The organism is Pseudoalteromonas sp. (genome assembly GCF_041629635.1).
Classification (GTDB): Bacteria; Pseudomonadota; Gammaproteobacteria; order Enterobacterales; family Alteromonadaceae; genus Pseudoalteromonas.
Genome location: NZ_JBFKMX010000022.1, coordinates 16,422 through 39,226 on the forward strand (window position 1 = coordinate 16,422; position 22,805 = coordinate 39,226).

General features: G+C 39.5%; 21 protein-coding genes. 1 reads left to right on the plus strand and 20 read right to left on the minus strand.

The window, feature by feature from the left end; translation table 11 throughout:
* Positions 1–39: 39 nt before the first annotated feature.
* The 19 genes from ABYD77_RS05310 to ABYD77_RS05400 form a co-directional block, all read right to left on the minus strand.
* Positions 40–1,083, minus strand: coding sequence for a rod shape-determining protein (locus ABYD77_RS05310; RefSeq protein ID WP_038639386.1), 1,044 nt, complete (start codon positions 1,081–1,083; stop codon positions 40–42).
* Between the two features lie 84 nt (positions 1,084–1,167).
* A complete protein-coding gene (locus ABYD77_RS05315; RefSeq protein ID WP_372767720.1) occupies positions 1,168–3,159 on the minus strand; it encodes an SUMF1/EgtB/PvdO family nonheme iron enzyme in 1,992 nt (663 codons plus the stop codon).
* A 299-nt stretch (positions 3,160–3,458) separates the two neighbouring features.
* Complete coding sequence (locus ABYD77_RS05320) at positions 3,459–7,499, minus strand: DUF6701 domain-containing protein (protein ID WP_372767722.1); 4,041 nt, start codon at positions 7,497–7,499, stop codon at positions 3,459–3,461.
* Entirely contained in the window at positions 7,474–7,917 is a 444-nt protein-coding gene (locus ABYD77_RS05325; protein WP_372767724.1) for an agglutinin biogenesis protein MshP, read from the minus strand. The genes ABYD77_RS05320 and ABYD77_RS05325 overlap by 26 nt, the downstream gene beginning before the upstream one ends.
* A gap of 8 nt (positions 7,918–7,925) precedes the next feature.
* Positions 7,926–8,750, minus strand: coding sequence for a prepilin-type N-terminal cleavage/methylation domain-containing protein (locus ABYD77_RS05330; RefSeq protein ID WP_372767726.1), 825 nt, complete (start codon positions 8,748–8,750; stop codon positions 7,926–7,928).
* Positions 8,750–9,292: a prepilin-type N-terminal cleavage/methylation domain-containing protein gene (locus ABYD77_RS05335; RefSeq protein WP_372767728.1), complete on the minus strand. Its 543-nt coding sequence runs from the start codon at positions 9,290–9,292 to the stop codon at positions 8,750–8,752. Before ABYD77_RS05335 ends, ABYD77_RS05330 begins: the two co-directional genes overlap by 1 nt.
* Positions 9,282–9,746, minus strand: coding sequence for a type II secretion system protein (locus ABYD77_RS05340; protein ID WP_372767730.1), 465 nt, complete (start codon positions 9,744–9,746; stop codon positions 9,282–9,284). Before ABYD77_RS05340 ends, ABYD77_RS05335 begins: the two co-directional genes overlap by 11 nt.
* Positions 9,747–9,757: 11 nt before the next feature.
* Positions 9,758–10,297 (minus strand): prepilin-type N-terminal cleavage/methylation domain-containing protein, encoded by a 540-nt coding sequence (locus ABYD77_RS05345; RefSeq protein ID WP_372767732.1) that lies wholly within the window; start codon positions 10,295–10,297, stop codon positions 9,758–9,760.
* Between the two features lie 26 nt (positions 10,298–10,323).
* Positions 10,324–10,938 carry a prepilin-type N-terminal cleavage/methylation domain-containing protein gene (locus ABYD77_RS05350; protein WP_372767734.1) on the minus strand — a complete coding sequence of 205 codons (615 nt, stop codon included), beginning with the start codon at positions 10,936–10,938 and terminating at the stop codon, positions 10,324–10,326.
* 46 nt (positions 10,939–10,984) lie between these two features.
* Positions 10,985–11,461, minus strand: a complete 477-nt coding sequence (locus ABYD77_RS05355) for a hypothetical protein (RefSeq protein ID WP_372767736.1) — start codon at positions 11,459–11,461, stop codon at positions 10,985–10,987.
* Positions 11,462–11,463: 2 nt separating this feature from the next.
* A complete protein-coding gene (locus ABYD77_RS05360) occupies positions 11,464–12,690 on the minus strand; it encodes a type II secretion system F family protein (RefSeq protein ID WP_372767738.1) in 1,227 nt (408 codons plus the stop codon).
* Between the two features lie 4 nt (positions 12,691–12,694).
* Complete coding sequence (locus ABYD77_RS05365) at positions 12,695–14,404, minus strand: GspE/PulE family protein (RefSeq protein WP_372767740.1); 1,710 nt, start codon at positions 14,402–14,404, stop codon at positions 12,695–12,697.
* The gene (locus ABYD77_RS05370; protein ID WP_372767742.1) at positions 14,394–15,515 is read right to left on the minus strand and encodes a tetratricopeptide repeat protein; all 1,122 of its coding nucleotides are present in this window, start codon (positions 15,513–15,515) and stop codon (positions 14,394–14,396) included. The genes ABYD77_RS05365 and ABYD77_RS05370 overlap by 11 nt, the downstream gene beginning before the upstream one ends.
* Positions 15,512–16,414, minus strand: coding sequence for an ExeA family protein (locus ABYD77_RS05375; RefSeq protein WP_372767744.1), 903 nt, complete (start codon positions 16,412–16,414; stop codon positions 15,512–15,514). The genes ABYD77_RS05370 and ABYD77_RS05375 overlap by 4 nt, the downstream gene beginning before the upstream one ends.
* Positions 16,414–18,090 carry a pilus (MSHA type) biogenesis protein MshL gene (mshL, locus tag ABYD77_RS05380; protein WP_372767746.1) on the minus strand — a complete coding sequence of 559 codons (1,677 nt, stop codon included), beginning with the start codon at positions 18,088–18,090 and terminating at the stop codon, positions 16,414–16,416. The genes ABYD77_RS05375 and mshL overlap by 1 nt, the downstream gene beginning before the upstream one ends.
* Positions 18,074–18,409, minus strand: a complete 336-nt coding sequence (locus ABYD77_RS05385) for a hypothetical protein (RefSeq protein WP_372767747.1) — start codon at positions 18,407–18,409, stop codon at positions 18,074–18,076. Before ABYD77_RS05385 ends, mshL begins: the two co-directional genes overlap by 17 nt.
* Positions 18,387–19,070 carry a hypothetical protein gene (locus ABYD77_RS05390; RefSeq protein ID WP_372767749.1) on the minus strand — a complete coding sequence of 228 codons (684 nt, stop codon included), beginning with the start codon at positions 19,068–19,070 and terminating at the stop codon, positions 18,387–18,389. Before ABYD77_RS05390 ends, ABYD77_RS05385 begins: the two co-directional genes overlap by 23 nt.
* Complete coding sequence (locus ABYD77_RS05395; protein ID WP_372767751.1) at positions 19,070–19,666, minus strand: PilN domain-containing protein; 597 nt, start codon at positions 19,664–19,666, stop codon at positions 19,070–19,072. Before ABYD77_RS05395 ends, ABYD77_RS05390 begins: the two co-directional genes overlap by 1 nt.
* Positions 19,650–20,591, minus strand: a complete 942-nt coding sequence (locus tag ABYD77_RS05400) for a hypothetical protein (protein WP_372767753.1) — start codon at positions 20,589–20,591, stop codon at positions 19,650–19,652. The genes ABYD77_RS05395 and ABYD77_RS05400 overlap by 17 nt, the downstream gene beginning before the upstream one ends.
* 88 nt (positions 20,592–20,679) lie before the next feature.
* On the opposite strand from ABYD77_RS05400, the gene ABYD77_RS05405 reads away from it, so the two are divergent.
* Positions 20,680–21,585 carry a 1-aminocyclopropane-1-carboxylate deaminase/D-cysteine desulfhydrase gene (locus ABYD77_RS05405; RefSeq protein ID WP_372767755.1) on the plus strand — a complete coding sequence of 302 codons (906 nt, stop codon included), beginning with the start codon at positions 20,680–20,682 and terminating at the stop codon, positions 21,583–21,585.
* Between the two features lie 20 nt (positions 21,586–21,605).
* Here the strand turns inward: ABYD77_RS05405 and ABYD77_RS05410 are convergent.
* On the minus strand, positions 21,606–22,805 hold a 1,200-nt coding region (locus ABYD77_RS05410; protein WP_372767756.1), incomplete at its 5' end, for an EAL domain-containing protein.

The window sequence follows — 22,805 nt, forward strand, 5'->3', positions numbered from 1 at the left end:
GCGCCCTCAAAGAGCAATCAAAATTGTCATGTTAGCTATTTAGTCGTAGCTAAACACATCACCGCCATGCATATCGATCATTTCAAGCGCTTTACCGCCTCCACGCGCCACACACGTAAGCGGATCTTCAGCAACAACTACAGGAATACCGGTTTCTTCCATAAGCAGACGATCTAAATCTTTTAACAGTGCACCGCCGCCTGTTAACACCATACCGTGTGCAGATATATCTGATGCAAGCTCAGGTGGCGATTGTTCAAGCGCTACCATAACAGCACTCACAATACCTTGTAACGGCTCTTGCAACGCTTCTAGAATTTCAGTTGAGTTAAGCGTGAATGAACGCGGTACACCTTCCGCAAGATTACGACCTCGAACTTCAATTTCTTTCACTTCATCACCGTTAAATGCTGAACCAATTTCGTGCTTAATTCGCTCTGCAGTTGCTTCGCCAATTAAGCTACCGAAATTGCGGCGTACATAGTTGATAATTGCTTCATCAAATTTATCACCACCAATACGTACTGATGATGAGTAAACAATGCCGTTTAACGAAATAATTGCAACTTCCGTTGTACCTCCACCAATATCAACAACCATTGAACCGGTTGCTTCTGACACTGGTAACCCAGCACCAATTGCAGCAGCCATTGGCTCTTCAATTAAGTACACTTCTCGTGCACCCGCACCCATTGCAGATTCACGAATAGCACGCTTTTCAACTTGCGTTGCGCCACAAGGTACACACACTAAAACGCGCGGGCTTGGACGTAAAAAATTATTATTATGCACTTGCTTAATGAAGTGCTGTAACATTTTTTCGGTCACATAGAAGTCTGCTATAACACCATCTTTCATTGGACGGATTGCTTTGATGTTACCCGGTGTACGACCAAGCATCTGTTTAGCTTCATGACCAACAGATGCTACGCTTTTAGGGCCTCCAGGCTTATCGTGACGAATAGCCACTACCGAAGGCTCATTTAAAACAATTCCCTGATCTTTTACATAGATAAGAGTATTGGCAGTTCCGAGATCGATTGATAAATCGTTAGAAAAAAGACCACGTAATTTTTTAAACATGGAACTGGGGTATCCTTGTAACGAATGAGGCTCAGTTTTATTATTATTGAATAACTAAACGCTCGAATTTAAAATACTAATAATCTAACGCTCACGCACTAGACGAAAACCGATGTAATTTGCGCGGAAATCCGTCGCTAAGATTAAACGTGTAGAAGCGCGTGCTAGAGTTGGCGCAAAGTTCCATGCACCACCACGAATAGCTACGTCTGAGCGACCTGCAGTCTTTTGCGTCCACTCCCATACATTACCAACCGTATCGTATACACCAAAACGGTTCGCACTAAATGAACCTACTGGTGCAGGACTATTGTTTGACCATTCACTACCACACCAACCACAGTTTGCTTGGTTGTTTCCAATATCATTTCCCCAAGGGTAATCTGTTTTGGTACCGGCACGTGCTGCGTACTCCCATTCAACTTCAGTAGGTAGGCGATATGAATTGCCTGTTTTGCCACTTAACCAATCAGCATAAGCCTTTGCATCTGAATAAGTTAAGCATACAACAGGAAAATTATCTTTTTGTTCGTAACCCGGGTTCTTCCAATTTAATGACACTTCCCAAACTGGTTCACCATTTAAGTAATACGCACACCCTTGACCACTTTCAGCTTCAGTTTGATAATTTGTATCAGACACAAACTCATTGTACTCACCTACTGTGACTTCTTTTTCATTCATTGCATAAGAGTCACTCAGGATTTTTTTAACAACCGGTTGCTCGTTAGCTAATCCATTTCCGGTTAAGTCACCCATTTGGAATTCACCAGCAGGGATCACCACCATACCACTTGTGCTTGCCATGCTAATTGCTGAAACTGATGATGTTTGTGGCAATGCTGAGGATATTTGACGAGGCTGGCTGTTTGTTTTACTAACAATTTCTTTACGCAAATTAGCACGCACTGTTTGTGAGCGCTTTAAATCAATTTGACGAGTATAAGTCTGATAGCCCTCTTTGCGAATTTCAACGTCATAATTTCCGGCTGGTAATGATACGTCTAAACGCGTTGAGCCATAGCTAACACCATTAATAAAAACTTCATCATCACGCACGTTAGAGCGTAATATTAGTTGAAAAAGGCGCTCTTTTTTTGGCGTATTAACTTCCACAGTATCACGGTTTGTAACCATGTTTGTCGATGATGGAGTACTTTTATTATCTTTAAAACGTACAACAGGTTCATCGTAAGTGGCACTCATTACTGGTTGATAAACGTTGGGGATAGCTGAGCCATAATCAGAGCAGAAGCTGTTATCTAAATTAAGCAAATTACATAGGCGGCTTGCATTTACTTCACCGCGCATCGTCACACTCAAGTTAGTGTTATAATTACCTTGCCCACTAAATGAACTACTTACAACATGACTACTAAGCACTTGAACCTGCGCACCTGACATATTGCGTTTAGGTTCGACGACTCTTTGTTCGGTAATATTAGCAAAAATCTGGTCCATAAAGCGTTTGGTCGCTTTTTGTAAACCTTGTGACTGACCGCGCTGTTCACAGGCAGCCAAGGTTTCTGTGCGTTTGCAATTTACCGTGTGATTTACTTCAACAGTGCCTTCGCGAGTAAATTCATTGCGTAATCTCTCTACTCGTGCCGTATTCTTTTGTTGTTTTAAGCTTTCTAATGTGTTGACTAAGGTATGCTTGGAAACACGAATCGCTTCAATATCTTTACGATGCGAAGAGATTGCTACTAGTTGAAGATCAATATCGTCTTTATTTTGACTCAAATCAACAATCGCTTTTTGATAACGCGTTTGCGCCGCGCTAATATCAAGTGTTGGATCTTCGATCAAACGACGGTACAAATCATTCATTGCATCTAATGATTGATTGCGCTCTTTTTCTAATGAAATTGAACGTGCACGAAGCAACTCCAACTGCTCCTGCAACTGTTTTTCTTGTTTTAAGTGCTTATCTAAAACACTTGATAATTCTTTGAATTCAGACTGTTTTACATCTATCTCAGCTTGAATGCTTGATACTGTATTAGTGTCTTGTCCATATGCTTGCCAAGTAAATAGGCTAAGCGAGATCACTAATGACAAAGGTGCTAATCGCATATAATTATTCCCAAAACGGCCGATTTTTGGATTTCTTGTTTTCGTTTTTATTGTAAGGGCTAATTACCCTAATGCTTTATGCTATTTTTTTGTCATGCAAAACACAAGCTTTGTCTTGCCTTTATGGTAAATTTTCAACTAAATAATGAAACCAGCCTCAATGATTTGCTGTTCTGATGGGGTTGCAACAATAAAAAACGTATTTTTTACATCTTCACAATATTTCAACTTTGTAACCCTCAGCTATTTTAGGCACAAAATTGCAACCAAAAATGTGAACTAAGCAAAGCCAAAGTACGTTAATTTTCTCGCCAATAAATGACGCGATCATTTCCCCTAAAACGGCCAAATTGTAAAACGCCTTTGGGATTATCATTAGCATCGTTATAATCGTTATCTCCATTCCAATCAAAACGAAGCCAGCTTACTGGTGCGCTATAATCAACAGTAAAACTCCGAGGTACATTAGGTGCTTTAAGTTGAATACCCAAACTCCCTTCTAAATAAGTACCATATGTGAAGGTGCCATTATGCGCATTGACAGTATCTTGATTATCTTCGACAACCAACCTGGTCTCTAAATATTCACTGCAAGAATCTTTTCGATTAAGAATAAAATTTTTACCATCCCAATATTCAATTTTCATGGGGATCTGCAAATGTTCAAATTCGTTACCATAGTTATCGTTGACAACATAGCGACCAAAACGCATTTCAAACGGGCCGCTAATGCTTTTGCTATCAAAGCTAGTAGTCAGTCCACCAGCAACATTAGCATTCTGATTTAATTCATTTAACGCTTTACCATCTGGATCAATCAAGCGAACTAAAGGCAGCAAATGACTCATTGGAGAGCTTGGTAAACTCCCAGTAGCCAATGCAATCACATCACGATTAAGTACTACATCATTCTGGTTTACTATCAGTTTACCTTTATCCCATTGCACTAAAGAACCTGTTAGACTGTATCGACTGCTTAATTCAAGTGCTGATTTGTATTTTGATGCATCTGGATCATCATTTTCTATCAAGTGCTCGATGGTTGCTTTTGCATAATTATTTGCTGCTGTTGTGCTGTATAGATAATTAGCAAGTACATTACCAAGCGCATCTTGAGCATGAATTTCATATCTAAAATTTTTAAAGGGCTGACCATAATAAGTGAAATCACCACAGCCACTAGTAATGAATGGATCCACCATTGAAAACTGTGCTGGAATAAAACGTCCTACATTAGTTTTATTACCGGAAATAGTGCCGCCATCGCTATGATTTAAGTAATTACTACTTGCAAGGTTAGCAAGCAGTTCAATAATGCCCACTTCATTAAATTTCGCGTCAGTGAGGGTTGCGACACCTGATACAAAGCCATTTGCAGGCACAGCATTGGGCGATAATACCCCTTCAACCCCTGATAGAGGTGCTTGTAAGTTATGAGAAAGTGCAACTGAGCCTGAGATCTCCGTGCTATTAAAATTAGTTGTGATATCACCTTTAGCATTATGTGCTTCAACACTAATTGTAAAATCCTCAGATGCCATTTTAAATACCGCATCATTTGCATTTGTTGCATTTGGGTTACCAGTTACAGCAATATTAAAGCGCTGAGGGCGAACCACATAAGTATTTGAAGTATCACTCAAACTAGCTCCACTCGGTGCGTTTGCAATTACAAACAAACTAACTTCACCTGCATCAAGATACTCTAATGCTAAACTTGCTTTGTAATCATTTGCAGGATTAAAGTTCACTGTTACAGGGGTATTTGTCGTAACTGGGGTACCATTAACGCTAAATGTCATCGCTGAAGGCGTGCTTGGCCTTAAAAAATTATTTGTAAAATTAACTACTTGAGGACCATTAAAGGCACTTTCGCAGGCACCAGTATTGTCATTTTTTCTAACGGCAATCAACTCTGCAGAATAGGGAATACCTGAAACTTGATCAGCTATTGTACTCAGTTTAAACCCGGTATCGACAAATTCGGTATAACAATTAGCAAGTGTCACCTCACTGCCCCCAATAAAGCACCTTAAAGTAGAACTCGGGTCAGAGGCAACGTTGTTTAAGGTATAAAATACAGTACTAGCTTGGGTGTTGCTTAAACTAATATTCAAACTTCCATTGACTGTAAATGGGTTTGTTGGCGACCAACTCAGGCTACCACCGCCACTTGTTGCTAATGCAACTGTTGCGGTATTTGGATAATAACTACTACAACTATCATCTGAACACGCTTCAATTTTCATCGTTTCAGCTTCACAGGTTAAGCCTGTATTATCATTTAACGTAAGTCTGTAGTGATCTACACTTGGTAAATTATCACAGGTACGTACAGTATTCATATCTGCTTGAATTTCTGATTGCAGTAAAGCGCGAGAGTAAATCCTAACCTCATCTAAGTTACCTTTAAAATAACGGTCAGTTCGCACACTACCGCACTGACTTGAAGTATTGGTACCCACATCAACCGCAATATAGAATTTACAAGGTGAATCCGCCAAACCATCTGTATAACTTCGAGACGCATCTGCCACACCATTGATATACATACGTTGCAAGCCTGACTTATAAACAACAGCTACATGTGTCCATTGATTTAACGGGATAGTGCGAGAACTGGTGAATGAGCGAGCTTGACGAGAAGCGTTTTGCCACCACCAAAAGAGTCGGTTATTCTGATCTAAATGAAACTCAAAATGCTCGTCTTTAGACACTAAGCTGCGCAAACCACTTCTATTTTCTGTGGGATAAACCCAAGCACTCACAGTAAGCTCTTGATAGTTGAAAGTGCCACTATCATCTACAGAAGCGTAATTTGTCCCATCGAACTGAGCGTAATTACAGGTACTTTGATTGCCAATCGTGTTAGCAGGCCCTGGAGAGCTAATCCCGAAAGTTGGATTTCCGGATGGCATTAAATGATGGGGATCGGCTAAGTTAGCATCAAGGAAGTTATTATCTAATTGCCACCAACCATTCGCACCACAGTAATTGTCTCGCTGCGCACCATCCCAGCCTAAACCTTGATCTTGATTCTGATAAATAGTTTGAATTTGTGCATCACTAATAGCCTTATCAAATATCAATAATTCATCAACCTGCCCTCTAAAGCGCTGATTAATATCAAAACCACCACCCAAACTGTCTTGCTCTTGTCCAAGCATTAGGCGCACAATATTGAGAGAGCCATTACTGTGGTCTGAAATACACCCAACTTGCTGGCCATTGACATAAAAGCATGAGGCTCCCCCATCTCGGCGCCAAACAAAGTGGCGCCATTGGTTATCAGCAAAATTATTAATACTGATACGTGATCCTGGGTTTTGTTTAATCCAAGGTTCAAATAATTGACTACTTGGATGCCACCATATGAGTTCATTGGCATTATTGTTATTCTGCGCTCCAGATATCAGTACTTGACTACCAGTAAAACTGCTTTTAATCCATGCTGAGAGCGTAAATTCACGACCGCTAATTAGATTTTCATTTAGGTCTATGCGTGCATTAGTAATGTTCTCGTCAAAATTGGCCGCATTACAAATTTTACCTTCACTAGGTTGCAGATTGAATGGAGTGGCGTGTGCTCCATTGAGTGATTCAATTACTTGATTATTGACCCCATTCAGCCAAGAAAATTCATCAAAACGAAACTCAGCAACTGGGGTTGCTATAACAGGAGCATTATTGGCATTACAAATGATGTTTAAAGAAGGGGATGTTGGTGCCACATATTCTATTTCAGAACCTCTTAGCACATCAATACCATAACCAGCAACTAGAGAGCCTTTAATATTTACGTTTCTATCAACGGTAATAGAACCATTTGAATAACCATAAACGTTGATATGTTTATTAAAGGTTAAAGCACCCTCGGCATAAATGATTAAATCAGCGGGACTATGACGGGTAGATCCTCCATAAACAGATACCGAACCCGTTGCATAAATCCGAGTCGGTCCAGCTAGAGGAAAGTTATTACCATACAAATTTACCGAGCCATTTATATAATAATCACCACTAAGTTTTTCAGCATGTCGAATACTGGTTTTCCACCCTGTTGTATCGGGTGCAGATGTTTGAGTTGGTTCAATATTAGCCGTTTGACAGGTCAAATTATTGCAACTTGCCGACCTATGAGCGGAGAGATTGTTTGTATAAATTAAATTATCGAGCTGACCTGTAATCTCAGTATTTCTTTCAAGCGAAACAGCTGTATTATTAAAAGCCCCTAAAGCTGAAGGAAACACATCTTGACAAGCAGGCAAGTTTGCCCAAGCTAAACTTGGTAGAAGAGCAATCAAAAAGAAATAACTAATTAAGTGTTTTTGCTTCAACATTGATACTTCTCTGTGTAGTCCACTGACCTGAGTCGCAGCTTGCTGTGCTGGTAATTCGATAAACCGTCACTAATGATGAAGATGAGCCTGCATTAGCATCATTAATGTCATCTATGGAGCGGCAAGACAACTCAATAAATTGGCAATTTTCCATGTATTTGGTTGCATTAAAGTGATTTGCAGGCAACGTGTTATCACACGGACCTTTTGTCCCGTCCAGAGGGAATAATCTTTGCAACTTCCATTCAATTCCTGATTGAGCTGTTAGAAAGGCTTTTGAGCCATAATATTCAACAGCATTAGATTGTGCTCCCCCCTCAATAACCCGTGTTAGCGCTAAGCCAAGTGCTAACAGAACAATTGCAACAAACAGTGATGTAATAAGTAAACTACCTTTTTGTTTAAATCGTAGCGTCATTCATCGACCTATGGCACATTTGGAATATGTACTTCGTGATTAAATACAATGCCTTCACTGTCATTAAATCCCATCTCAAGCCTTATATTAACAATAGCATTTCGGGTTAAGCTTGCATCATTAAAACCAAACACCAAATGGTTAGTGATGTACTTTGAAAGTAACTGCCCTTTTACGCCATCAAGGACATGTAATAACGATGGCGTCGGTTGCAGCACTTCAAAATCATAACCTTGATAATAATACAAACTATCACCTTCCACACAAAAGCTTACAGGACTGGTGTTAAGTACAAATAATCGCTGGGTAGGTGATGACACAGCAAAACCATTATCGAATGACCAGCGCTGCGTTTTATTTGCCTCTGCCACCACAGGATCAGCAACCAACAGACGAACGCGGTTATTGCTTAAATCATAAATATCATCTGGGCTTTGTGGGTATAGCGTTACACGATCATTTTTAATTGCTATTTTCTCATTATCAAACGAAACGACAACCAATTCCCCTGCGGAACTGGTATCAAGTGGCGGATTATTGACATAAATACTGCTTGCTTTAAAAGGCGTATACTCTAAACATTGGAATGGTTGACCAGAGACATTACCTGTTGTTATTCGGATTGAGTTAGGGGTTGTTTGACGTAGTTCCTTACTCATTCTAACTAAGGCAAAACGCGCTTGAGCGACAACTTCATCGCGCTCGGTACCGGTTGCATAAATTTCAGCGCCAAATTTAATAAATTGCATCGTGCTCATACTTATGATGCCAACCAATACGATAACGATGATTAACTCGACGAGGGTGAAACCGTTATTAACTAAGCGTACCACTAGTAATTACCCTTGTAAGCAGCAAAGCCATACACATCACCCGTTGGCGCTGTTACTTCAATGGTAACAAGCTTAAGTCTGTTAAAATTCCCTGTTGTATCCGCTACACCATTTACATCATCATCATAAACAACATTGACAGACAAACTAAAACCTAGATAGTCATTTTGAAGGTTTTGGCCAAGACTATTTTGTAAATCAGCAGTTGCATAATTGCCAATAAAATCATCTACATCGTCGTATCCTGCACGCGTTTCACCATCGTCTCCTAAATTTGCAGGAGTTGTACACCCAGAAAACCCCGTTTCACCACATCGAATAAAAGGCGGGCTACGCCTTGAGTTTTCATCGAAGGATCGTCCCAAAATCTCATTCATCATAGCCTGCCCTATCTCATTCGCTTTTACTTGAATTATAGGGTCAGCACTTTGTCTAGCCTGAGGTGCAAGTAATCCTGTAACAATGGTAAGTACTATTGACATCAGGACAATGCCAAAAATTACTTCAATTAAAGTAAAACCATGAAGCTTATTAACAGGCATAAATACCACCTTGTGCAGAAATACAAATATCCGCATCGCCAAAGTCGATTTTGCAATTTGCAACGCAATTTAGGTTTGGTCTACCAAAATCATCAAACTCTATTTCACTGAAAGGCACATTATTTGAATCCGTTGCTCTAATTCTGGTTGCTGTACTGTTTGTTGGAATATTAACAATAAGATAATCAAAATTAAGGGCAAGATTTGTACAACTATTTGTAACTGCCGGTGCTATTTGACTTGTGCTAATACATACCTTATGCGCCATGCTATTACTTGTATTTTGCATCGCACGTAATTGCATTGTACGCAAAATGGTGAGGCTTCTATCGCGAAATTCGTAACTATCAAAGCTTTCATTTGTAAAAAATTTAGGCACCACGGTTACAGCCAAGGTGCCTAAAATTACCAAGGTTATAATTAGCTCGACAAGACTAAAACCTTGTTGTTTCATTTAAAAGGTCATTAACAATCGTTAGTGAACACTGTAGTCTGCGCTGCATTATATACAACATTTGGTGCAGTTCCAGTAGCCGTAGCTTCAGTATATTTTACTGCACAAATAAGCGAATCATTTGAACCAGTTGGCACTGTAGTCCCATTGGCATAAATATACATTACACCTGTTGAAGGAATCACATAAGTAAAATCACCTAAAGGCGAAGCTGTTGCTAGAGTCGCATTAATGTCTATTGCGCGTAGCAAGCCATCAACCGCTGCTGTTGGATAGCCATAATTTAAAGCTATCGTTTGACCTACGTCATTTGGGATAGTTGGTGGTGTTGGAGAGGCTGTTTTAATCGTTTTCTGTTTACCCGCAATTACTGCTTTACCATAAACAATCGAGGAACCACTATCAATGGCACCAGCAACACCTTGAATAGTCGACGCATTGGCATCGCCTTGTAAATCTAAAAATTTAGGCGCAGCAGTTACTGCTAAAATACCTAGAATCACAATCACTATGATTAATTCGACTAATGTAAAACCTGTTTGCTTGTTCATTTTCATTACCTCATAAAAGCCCAATATTAGTTACCAAATACAAGTACTTGACCAGTAGCTGGTGTGTATTCAATACCACGAAAGTTGGTATCTAATGCGTTACCTGGAAGTGCGGTTAAACTAAGTGTACTTACAAGGTAATATAGACATGTATCGCTCGCACCTCCAGCCGCACCATTATCAACAAACCTGACTAAATAGGTATTTTGTTCAACAATTGTAGCTGTTGTAGAGGTTGTATTGGATGGTGCACTCTGTAAAATAGAATTAAAAATCGCTTGGCATTTTGCTGCATTGAGTGCCGTTGTTTCTGTAGTACCAGCAACATCATTTCCAGATGCATCAACCCCGGATGTTGGATAGCCGACATCCGGATCAATACCCACTCGCGTTGTATCATAAGCAATAAAGTTAGTATCTGTATTATTATCTGGGCGTCCTAACACTTCCCATTGCGCTCTAACTAGACCAACTGCTGACGCTAACCCGCCGGCGACACCTTCAACGGTTGAGCGTTCAGCTTCCTCTTGAATATCAATAAAACGAGGTAACGCTGTCACTGCTAATAGCCCTAATATGATTACGACAATAATCAACTCGATTAAGGTAAACCCTTGCTGTTTTGATAGCTTTTTCTTCATATTTTGCCTCAATGACCAAATAGTACCCAAAGTACTGTTCTTGCTACTAACTATTACTCACTATGCCATTTAAGAACAGGTACTTAAATAATATTTTTGAATTTTTAGTATATTCACAGCCAATAACTTGCCCACGTTCCAATATTTCGACACTCTGAATCTCTGAAAGTGCAATTGACTGAAGATTTTCAAACAATCCTTCACACTGTGAGTCTGGCGAAGAAATCACTTTAATCACAAACCCATTTTCATTAACCAACGCCTTTAATTCTCCTACGCTAGTGAGTTCAGATTGTCCAACTAATTGAATCAATAACTCATTCTGTTTATTTCGCATCCATTGATGACGAATATGATACACACTCGTCATAAAGTCATCTTTTGATTTTTGTGCCGCTACTTTTTCTACATCACTGTATATAGTAAGCATTTTCCCTGCCAACACCCAATAAAGTAAGCTAAAAACAATCATAATGATCAGAAAGCGAAACAATCCTGCACTGGTTTCGTTAGCCTCCGTCACGCTTAACGCCCTTTAATTGCGGACATCATATCCCACATCGGAGTAAAAATACCGAGCGCAAGTATAAGTACCATGCCTGCAACAATACTGATTAATATCGGCTCTATTTTGGCTGTTAAGCTTTTTAAATCAAAATCCACTTCGCGTTCATAAAATTCAGCCGCTTCTTGCAAAAGCTCTTCAACACGTCCAGTTTCTTCACCTACAGCAACCATTTGTAATACCAGCTGAGTAAACAACTCACTGTGCTTTGAGGCACGCAATAAGCTTTCCCCTTTCTCAATACTCCGACGCATTTCAATCACCTTTTCTTCCATAAAGGCATTATCAATCGCTTCAGCAACCAATGAGAGTCCTGTTGTCATGGGCACACCCGCACGTAAAATCATGGCAAAAGAACGACTGTATCTCGCAAGTAACGAGCGCTCGATAATTCCACCAACAATTGGAATTTTCAATTTTAGTCTGTCCCATTTTTGCCTGCCAGAGAGTGTTTTAAGGTAACTTCTTACTCCAAGTACAATTGCAATGATTGCAAGAATTAAATAATGCCAATAGGAGACGAAAAAGTTTGATGTACCAATTAAGATGCGCGTCATTAGAGGCAACTCAGCATTAAATTTGGCAAACATTTCAGCAAAGGTAGGAATCACAAAAATATTCAAAATAAACATGGCTACCGCCAATGCAATAATCACAAAAGTAGGATAACGCATCGCAGCCTTGATACGTTTACGCGTTTCATGCTCCTGCTCAAAATACGTTGCTAATTGCAAAAAAGCATCTTCTAACTTACCTGTGCTTTCACCTACCACTACAATAGAAATCATTAAACGGTTAAATACTTTTTTATGACTGGCAAACGCTGCTGATAAATTTCGCCCTTGCTCTAGCTGTTTTGCCACGTCTAACAGAGTTTCCCGAAAAACTGGGTGGGTAGTTGTTTCTGCTAAACCAATAATAGCGCGAATAATCGGAATACCCGCTTTCATTAAGGAGTACATTTGGCGAGAAAATATAATCAATTCATCCAGCGTTACTTTCGGCTGTAAAAATGTAATTACAGCTGACTTTGCACTGTCTTTATCACTTTTGCTTAGTTTAATTGAAAGTGGGATTAAACCGCGTCGAAATAGTATATCAGCCACAGCATTATCATCTTGCGCTTCAAGCTCTCCTGCAACAGGATTTCCCTCTTTATCTTTGGCTTGAAAGGCAAAAAATGGCATAGCGCTATCCCACTAACTCAGGCAAGCTTTCAGCCACTCTGAATACTTCTTCAAGAGATATAATTCCTAGAGATGCATATTCCAGAGCCATCACTGCAAGTGGTTCGAATTCGGGATTTGCCTTAGCTGCTTCAGAAAATGCTTGAGTATCTGCTAAACGCAAAGCATCCATCATAGCTTCATTCATTTCGAGCAATTCAAATACACCTATTCGACCGCGATACCCAGTTTGATTACAACTATTACACCCTCGCCCAAGCTTAAACTCGGCACCACCATAGCGTGAACTAATATGATTTATCCACGCAAGCTCTTGCGTGTCAGGGATATAGTTTTCTGCGCATTTATCACACACTCTTCTCACTAGTCGCTGCGCCAAAATGGCACGCAGCGAACTGGCAACTAAATAGCTAGGTGCGCCCATGTCAATTAAACGCATTGCACTGGTAATAGCGTCATTGGTATGAAGAGTTGAAAGCACTAAGTGGCCTGTTAACGCCCCACGTAAACCTATTTCTACCGTTTCTTGATCACGCATTTCACCGACCATCAAAATATCGGGGTCTTGACGAAGTGTTGTACGCAGCACCGACGCAAAATCTAACCCTATTTTAGTATTAACTTGTACTTGGTTAATTCGTGGCAAACGATATTCCACAGGATCTTCAACAGTAATAATTTTTTTACTGGATTTATTTAGCTCACTTAATGCGCCATAAAGTGTGGTAGTTTTACCTGAACCAGTTGGCCCTGTGACTAAAATCATACCATGCGGACGCTTTAGCGCGGTGCGCATTTTATTTAGCACTTTTGCTGGCATCCCAGTTTCATCTAAGGTTAATAGTCCTGCTGATTGATCCAATAGACGCATCACCACTGATTCACCATGCTGCACAGGCATGGTTGAAACACGCACATCTATGTTATGGCCTTTAATCGTGATATTAAAACGACCATCTTGTGGCAAACGTTTTTCAGATATATCGAGGCCAGACATCAACTTAAGACGTAATACTAACGCAGCTGAAATCGCTACTTGATCAAGGGTATTTTCATGCAAAATACCATCGATACGTTGGCGTATACGTAAAATACCTTCATCGGGTTCAATATGAATATCCGAGGCACGCATTTGCACAGCATCTTCAAAAATTGACTGCAGTAATTTTACAACGGTTGCATCAGATGTATTTTCATCAAGGGCATTGAGGTCAAACTCTTCAGTTTCTTGATATTCTTCTTGCAGCTGTGATGCAAAGCTTTCAATATCTTGTGTACGACGATATAACGAATCAAATGCATTGAGTATTTGCTGCTCTTGCGCTACAACAATTTCAATTTGTTTAGGAGCGACAATTGGCGCTAACTGATCAAGGCTAGAAAGATCAGCAGGATCACTCATCGCAATTTGAATCGATTCACCTAAATCAGCTAATGCCAATGCACGAAAGCGGCGAGCATACACTTCAGGAATTAACTTAACTACACTCGGGTCGATAGTTTCATTATCTAAGTTAACAAAAGCTACATTGAGCTGTTGCGCCAAAAAACGCAGCAACTGCGTTTCTTCAATGACCCCTTGCTCAATTAAGGTTGCCCCTAGCTTGCGGCCGGTAGCTTTTTGCGCCTGCAATGCATCGTTAAGTTGTTGTTCTGAGATGATATGTTCATGTACCAACAAATCACCTAATCGCATTTTTAATCTAGGACGCATTTAACCGACCTCTAATAAACAGTAATCGCTCAACAGCATAACGTTGTGACGCTGGTGATAAATTGCCGACTTGTGTAGCCGTTGTGTAATACTGCATTGCATTTTGCCAATGCTTTAAATGTTCTGCTGAACGGCCCATTGCCAACCACCATTTTCCCTGCTGGGGTTCTGCTAAAGTTAACTTTTTAAAACTGCGTAATGCCACTGCATGCTGAGAAAGTTGCTGGGCAGCCAAGCCTTTAAGAATCCAAAAATCATTATCTCCCTGACTTTCAAATTGCTGTGATAACACACTCAGTACTTCTTGGTACTGTTTATTATCAGCATAGATCTTCGCTAATAATATTCGCCACTCCATACTGCTTGGCTCTAAATTCAAACCTTGCTCTAATATGTCACTGGCTTTCACTGTCTCTTTTCGACCATAGTAAGCTGCTGCGAGTAAACTACGACATGCAATATGCTCTGGCAAGATGGTAATACAGTTCTGCAATTCAACAACCGCCTCACTAACCAAACCAAATCTGAATGCTTTTTTCCCCGCCTGAAAATACTCTTTCGCTTTCTGTTCAGCACTCAGTTGGGTAATCTGTTTCATGGAGTGTTCAGAAGGCTCAGTTACGATTTTTTTTTCTTGCTGCTTAACCACTTCATTCCTAGGCGCTTCATTTTCGACTTTAAAAAAAATCGATTCATCTTCAGCTTGTGGCTGGACTGCCTCTGTGGTGTTTTTGTCATAATGCGCATCATGAGTGTGCACAATCTGACTAACCACTTCATCTTCAGCTTTTTTAGGTAAAAGTTGGGATTCTTGTTGCAGATGCTGAAGTGACTGATTACTACTATCATTGCTTACTTTCCTCACTGTAACAATCTTTTCTGAAAACACATCAGCATCAGTAACATACTGTTGAAAAATACTTTTTTTATAAATGACATAACTAATTAAACAAAATGCAATAAATACCAAAAGTGGAAGGATCAACTTGTGGATCTTTTCTGATAAATCTAGAACTGGTGCAACAGTAACGGTTTGCTCTTGCTCTGTTAATATATTCACTTTTGATTGGCGCTGCTCTAACCCTTTGAGCGTTTTATTTAATACACTCATAGTTGTTCCTTAACAATCAACCACACAGTAGCACCTATGATTAAAAGCAAAGCTAAGTAAGCAGGCAAAATACTTGATCGAGATAGCTGACAGTCTTCAGTATCTTGAGCTGCGTTATAAACATAGGATATCTTTGCTTTTAAAGTACCTTCACCATACCCTTGAATAAGCACCTTATGGCTCAGTAAATTCACTAGGCGAGGAATTCCGCGACTGGCCTTAGCTATCAGCAGACACACTTTATTCGAAAATATTGCGGAAGTCTGTTCAGCACCAGCAACTTCTAATCGATGACGAATATAATAGACGACCTCGGCGTTAGTCATCGGCCGAAGAGCATATGAAAAACTTATACGCTGCCTTAACTGGCGTACTTTTTGATTTGCCAATCTTACATCCAGTTCAGGCTGACCAAACAATACTACTTGTACCAGCTTGCGTGTTTCGGTTTCTAGATTAGTCAACAACCTTACCGCTTCCAATGCATCCCAGCTTAAACATTGCGCTTCATCAATAATCAGTACAACGCGCTTACCATTACGATTAAGTTCCAGCAATTTATCTTGGATTTTCTGACTCAGTGATTGCTGATCAAGGTCATTTGTAATATCAATTTGCAATTCATTTGCAATCGCGTAACGCAATTCATCTGGACTTAAATACGAATTCGCAATGTAGGCAACAATAGTTGATTCATCAAAACTGTTAAGCAACTTACGACACAGCAAGGTTTTACCGGTACCCACTTCGCCGGTCACTTTGATAAAGCCCTCCCCCATATTCAGAGCGGTAATCAACACTTCCATGGCTTCATTATGCGGTGCAAGGGCACAATAAAACTGCGTATTCGGTGTTAACGAAAACGGTAATTCAGTTAAGCCAAAGTGTGACAAATACATTATTTACCATACCATGAGTTCAGTAATTTTAGACTGCGCTGCTGTTGTTGCTGCCAAGTATCAGCCATTACAACGGTTGGACGAATTAAAATAACCAACTCTTTTTTGCTTTGCACGCGGCGTACACTTTTAAATAAATTACCAAGTACTGGCATATCGCCCAATAATGGTGTTTTTGATTCTTGGTCGGTGGTTAAGGTTTGCATTAAACCACCGATAATTACAATTTCGCCACTACCTGCACGAATCACAGTATCCGATTCACGAATATTACTTTGCGCCAGAGGCAGCACATAGTCTTGATTGTTAAGGGTTACAACCTTATTTTGCTCTTCAGTTTCAGTAACAGATGGATGAACATGCAAAATAACCGAACCAAACTCATCAATTTGCGGTGTGACATCTAATGCAATACCTGAAAAGAAAGGCGTTAGCTCAATTTCAGGCGAAGTTGTTGTCGCATTACCAGTGACAGTAGTACTTGATACCTCCGTAACAAAATACTCATCTTCACCTACCTTTATCACCGCTTTTTGGTTGTTAGTCGCGGTAACGCGCGGGTTAGATAACATCTGCACATCACCTTGTGTTTCAAGTAAGCTGATAACACCGCTAAAGTCCGCATTTTTAAATACTAAATTAGTAATACCACCAAGTTGAGACGTTAATGTATTACCAATTTGACCTGCAGCCGAAGTTGAAAAAGTTAAATCTGTGCTGCCAATGTGGCCAAGTACTTCACTCCAATTAACGCCTTGTTGATATTCATCGTTCAACGTCACTTCAATGATTCTAGCCTCAAGGATCACTTGTCGCTGTAAACTCTCTTCGCTGGCTTTCAAAAACTCTTTCAGAGATGCAATCTCGCTAGGCAGTGCATTTACAGTAACTAAGCTAGCTTGTGGGCTGACAATAATGAAGCGCCCATTGCCTACACCAATTAATGATTCCAGCGCAACTTTTAAATCTTTCCAAAAATCCGTTTCACTACTGGTTTGAATGCTTGCACCATTAATTTGCATATTTGAGCCGCCGCCAAAAGAATTGTTGCCGCCCATATTTTGGTTGTTGCCAAGGTTATTACCACCTGAACCGCCACTCCCCGAGCCCCCACCTTGATCAAATTGACTAACGCCTCCAGCAACAACACTCACTGTAGAGAGACCAGTTCGTTTCATCATCAGGTAATTAACTGGTATTGATTCTGTTCGCATTTTTGCAGGTAATACTTGCACAACTTTACCTTCTCGGAACACATCAATACCGTATAAGCGAGATACAATTTTGGTCACTTCATCCATGGTGACATCTTTCAGCGTTAATGAAATTTCACCAGATACTTCTGGATGAAGTGCAACGCTGTAAGGCGTGTCAGAGACTAAACCAACAAAAAATTCATTTACCGACACTTTGTTTGCATTTACATCAAAACGCGTCATTTCGAATTCTTTTGGCAGTGAGAGGTTAGTGCCAACTGATGACAATAACTCTTGTTCAAAACCTTCAGGTAAAGCAGCTTGTTCTACAGGCTGGTTTGCTGTTGGTGCATTAACCTCAGCATTTAATTCTTGTTGAATATGCGGTTTTAAGCTTGGCTCTGAAGTTAACTCACAACCGGAGAGCATCAATGCTGAAACTGCCAGCCAACTTTTTAATAGATTATTGTTTAATTTCATGCTGATAAAGTCTCAAAATTTTTGTCACTTGCCCTTGTTCAAGCGTTATCGAATTTGGCGTTATTTTTTTCACTCTATAACCTTGAACTAAACTACCTAATTTTACCATTTCACCTGAAACAACAGCGAGATAACCAGACTCTTTAATAAAAACAGACTGTAATGTCAGTTGTTGTTTTGCTGTTTCACTATTTGAATGTGCGACTTTACTTTCAATCGCAATTTTTGGCCTCGTAGGGTCTTGCAAGTTTTGCGCTGATGTTGCACAGCTCAAAACAAGCCCCATTAAAACAATGTTATAACGCAATAAATTTATCATTCGCACTTACAGTAGCAATAGTTAATGTTAATTTACCCATAGGATATTCATCTACGCGGTAATCAAACTCTTGTATAAAAATTTTTTCTTCAATTTGTTTAATTTGTTTTAAATAACTGAGTAAAGAAAAGTAGCTACCTTCAATCTGTACCTGCATTGTATGTTGATAAAAAGCAATTTTCTGCTTTTCAGCCTGCTCTTCAGCTAAACCATCATTTGCAGGATTAACCTGCACATAAATCGGCTTTACAGGATTAATTTTAAATTGGGACAAAGTAAGCTCTTTGTGTTTACGCAATAATTTTTGCAGAACTGACGCCATATTTTCAGGCGAAATATAACTTAAACTAAATTTTGCTAAATTGTGATTTATTAATGTGGCTTGCTCATCAATAGCTTTCTCTTGAACAATTAGATCAGCAGTGTAATCACGCATTAACGCATCATTTATCATTGCTAGTTGCTGGTGCGTATTTGATTCTTGACGAGTTAAATTAATAATACGAGTTTTATTATTGCTGTAACTCGCTTGTAATGGGGAAAGAACAAACCAAATACTTAAGTAACCAAGTACAAATAATCCCACAATCAATATCATTAACTTTTCGCGTTGCGCCATTGCACTGAACTTTACAGACCACTGTTGCCAGCTTTCTTTCATTATCGCACTCCCGAGTCAACAAATTTAGTAGCTACTTGAAACTCAACCCCATTTTCTTGTTTTTCAAATTGCAGTAATGAAAATGATTTTTCACTAAAGTAATCAGTATTTTTTAAACCATTCAGCCATTCAGGTATTGCAGAACCATGAGTTGCAGCACCAACCAATGTGATCTCCTCACCAATAAATCGAAACTCTTTAAGCCAAACTTCTCGGTGCGTGTTTCTTGCTAAATCTGTCATCACTTGCGCGTAATCAAACTTTGCTTGTGCCGTTTTAGTTAGCATAAAATCTAACAAACGTTGCTTTTCCAAAAGTTCACTTTTCTTTTTTTCTATGCGTCGTATCAATGGTGATTTATCTTGTTTTCGCTCTAGAGCTTGCTGTGCTTGCGTAAGTTCTGTCTTATATTGCTCGACCTGCAATTGCAGGGTCTTTACTTTCTCTTTGCTGGCTTGATTTAAATTAGTAAATATACCAATTGTCACTGCTAGCACCGCAATCAACCCTCCCCAACAGATAACAACATTGGCCAGCGTTAAGAATTCACGTTTAGGTTTTAATTCTTCTAGGTATAAATTAATGCGCGTTTTCATATTCACCTCGCGCATCTAAGGAAAGTGCGGCGGCTATGGCAAATTGCATTTCAACGCTTTGTTGCTGACATAACGTCAAGCTTGACTCAAATGGCATCACTCGAGCTGGAAAGAATTGACTTAACTCTTGTGCCATACCATGCAATTCTAAATTAGGAATAGCTAATTGTAAGCTTTTGATAGGTGGCTGCTTTAATTGACTCTCAAAGTAATCTAAAGAACGTTGCAATTCTAAGCCAAAGACATCAAGCAACCCCAACTTTAATTGAGCAAGAGGTTGCTGCGCTAGTGCAATTAAGCCTCGTAATTTTCGTGAAAGTAGCAATTCACCATTACGAATAATGTGCAAACTAGGTTCGTTACCAAATTGTTGCGAGACTAACATATGCGAACCATCATCTTTTATAACCATGTCACACAAAATCATTTCCGGAGTAGTGACGCTATCAAGTAACACATTGCTATCATGAATGATGTTTAACAAAGGTTGAAATAGTGTACGACTTGTCACCACGACATTGATTTTATTTAGCGCTCCTTGTTTTAGTGATGCATCATAATAATCCGCGATAATATCTGAAGGCTCTAGACTCACCATGTCTTTGACCGTCCAAGGTAGTGAACTAATTATGTCTTGTTCAGGCAGGTTTGGTTTTTCAATTTGTACCCACTGATAAGCATTTTCAGGCAGCAAAACACATAACATACTTTCAACAGGTAGTTTTGAAACAACACTTGAAAATGCTGGTAACTTTTCGCTTTCATGTTGGAACGCTTCAACAACACTCTCTTTAATTTCCCAAGCATTATCAACATAATGTAAAATTACAGCCACTACTTTGTCATTTGCAATGTACAAACCAGCTAAATGTGAACCTCTATTTTTACTATTAATCCAAGGGATCCGTGCCAATAAACTTTTCATATTTGTTATTATTTAATATGTTAACTGTCTTACGCGCTAATATTCTTAGTGTAGCAAGCAAACCAACCTAAGCAAGGAGTTTCATCCTTTGAGCATTGATTTAAAACTAAATATTGATGAAACACCCGTTCAAAAAATTATCCACCCTGTATTAGTTGAAAATAATATCAGTTTATTTGTTAAGCGCGATGATTTAACTCACCCTCTTATAAGCGGCAATAAATGGCGAAAGCTTAAACATAATCTTATCTATGCAAAGCAAAACAACATTAACCAATTGATAAGTTTTTCTGGCGCATTTTCAAACCACCTATATGCACTTGCTGGCGCATCTCGCTTATTTAACTTTGACACCAAAGTGATAGTGCGCGGTCCAGAGCTTGATACCAATAACCCATGTTTAAAATTCGCAGCAGCGTGTGGCGTAAAATTAACCCCTATTAATCGGCTAACTTACAAAAAGCGTTATGACCCCGATTATCTGGCTGAATTGCAACAAAGCAAGCCAAAGTGCCTAATTATTCCCGAAGGTGGTAGTAATCGACTTGCTTTAAAAGGCATGATTGAATTGGCGCAAAGTTTACCTGAGGTAGATGAGGTATGGTGCGCTACAGGTAGCGGAGGGACCTTAGCGGGGTTGATTGAAGGTTTACCTGAAAACACCAAAATACGAGGGGTTGCAGTGCTCAAACAAGCTGACTACTTAAATGAATCGATAATGCAGCTTAGCCCTAAAGCGCAGCGACAAAAAAACTGGCAATTACTAACCAATTTTCATCACGGTGGATACGGTAAGTTTAATGAGGAGATCTGGCTGTTTTGTCAAAGTTTACGACACCAACTCCCCCTTGAGCCCATTTACACAGGTAAACTTTTTTTCACCCTCTTTGATTTAATACAGCAAGGGCACTTTGCTGCTGGCAGTAAAATTATGGCCATTCATACCGGTGGATTGCAGGGGCTTATCGGATTAAAGTATCGAAAACTTATTTAAGGTACGGTTATTATTAAAAATCAATTAAGCCCTAACGCAATATTGTGTTCACCTTGCTGAAAAAAGCTACCACTGGCGCCCACAAATTGGTATTCAATCAATAATGTCAGCTGATTTGCCAACTCGATACCTGCAGCATATAACTGCAAATGCTGTTGTTTTGCAAAATTGTTAAATGAATTCATCAACGCTCTTTGCTGTACCAAAGGTAATTGAAAAATTTCTTCATCAATATAAACACCGGATAAAAATGATAAGTTATTTTTCGTACTCAGTAATGTCCCGTGACAGCGCTCAGCAACCACACTGATACCACGCTCTCTTACCTTAGCAACCTGATGAGCAATGCCATTATACGCGTTAACTAACACTCCCTCATCTATCGAAAAACGAATAATTTGATTAAAACCAGCAGTTTCCACCATAGATATCAAGATGTCGATAGCTATAGCGCTTTGCCAAGAAGCCGCATCAATACTAAGTAACACAGGATCATTACTGCTATCTTGTGACAAAGTTTTAATTAATTGCTTTAGCAAATGCTCATCTAAAGATAACAGTTTATCATTGTCTAAACAGCCAAGCAGGAATTGTTTAGCATCACATAACCCTATTTTTTGATGACGAATAGTGATCCCCACTTGGTGAAACAGCAAGGCCTCGCCATGCACACTAAAAACAGGCTCGAATAACAGCAAAAATTGCCGATTAAGAATATCGTTAATCATTTCAGGCAGTGAATATTGCAGTAAAGCTAAGTTGGTTTGATTGAGTTTTAATACATGAGATTTGCTTTTTTGCTTGGTTTTTGCAATTGCTAAAGCAAGCTCTGCTAACTGGTACACATTTAACTGCTGACACGGCTCTCGGTACAAACAGGCACCAAACTCACTTTCACCTATATGTGTTTTAAGAACTTCAGAAAATAGCCTATTAAATTCCGTTTCATCACAAATTTTCGGGCATAAGATAGTCACACTTAATCGCCCTGCTTTAAGTTGCTTACAAGAGACTTTTTTACTGTTGAACGCTTGTTGAAGTGCCCTCGTCAATGCGACCTTATCAACATTTTTTGCACCAGATAGCAGAGAGAAAACATCATAGGCATTATTAGTGAGTATCGACACAGGCTGTTTTTCAATCTCAGTCAGTAACTTGGGAGAAGGATTGCTTAGAATTAGCATTGGAGAGTGGATAAAAACAAATAACAAAAAAAGTAA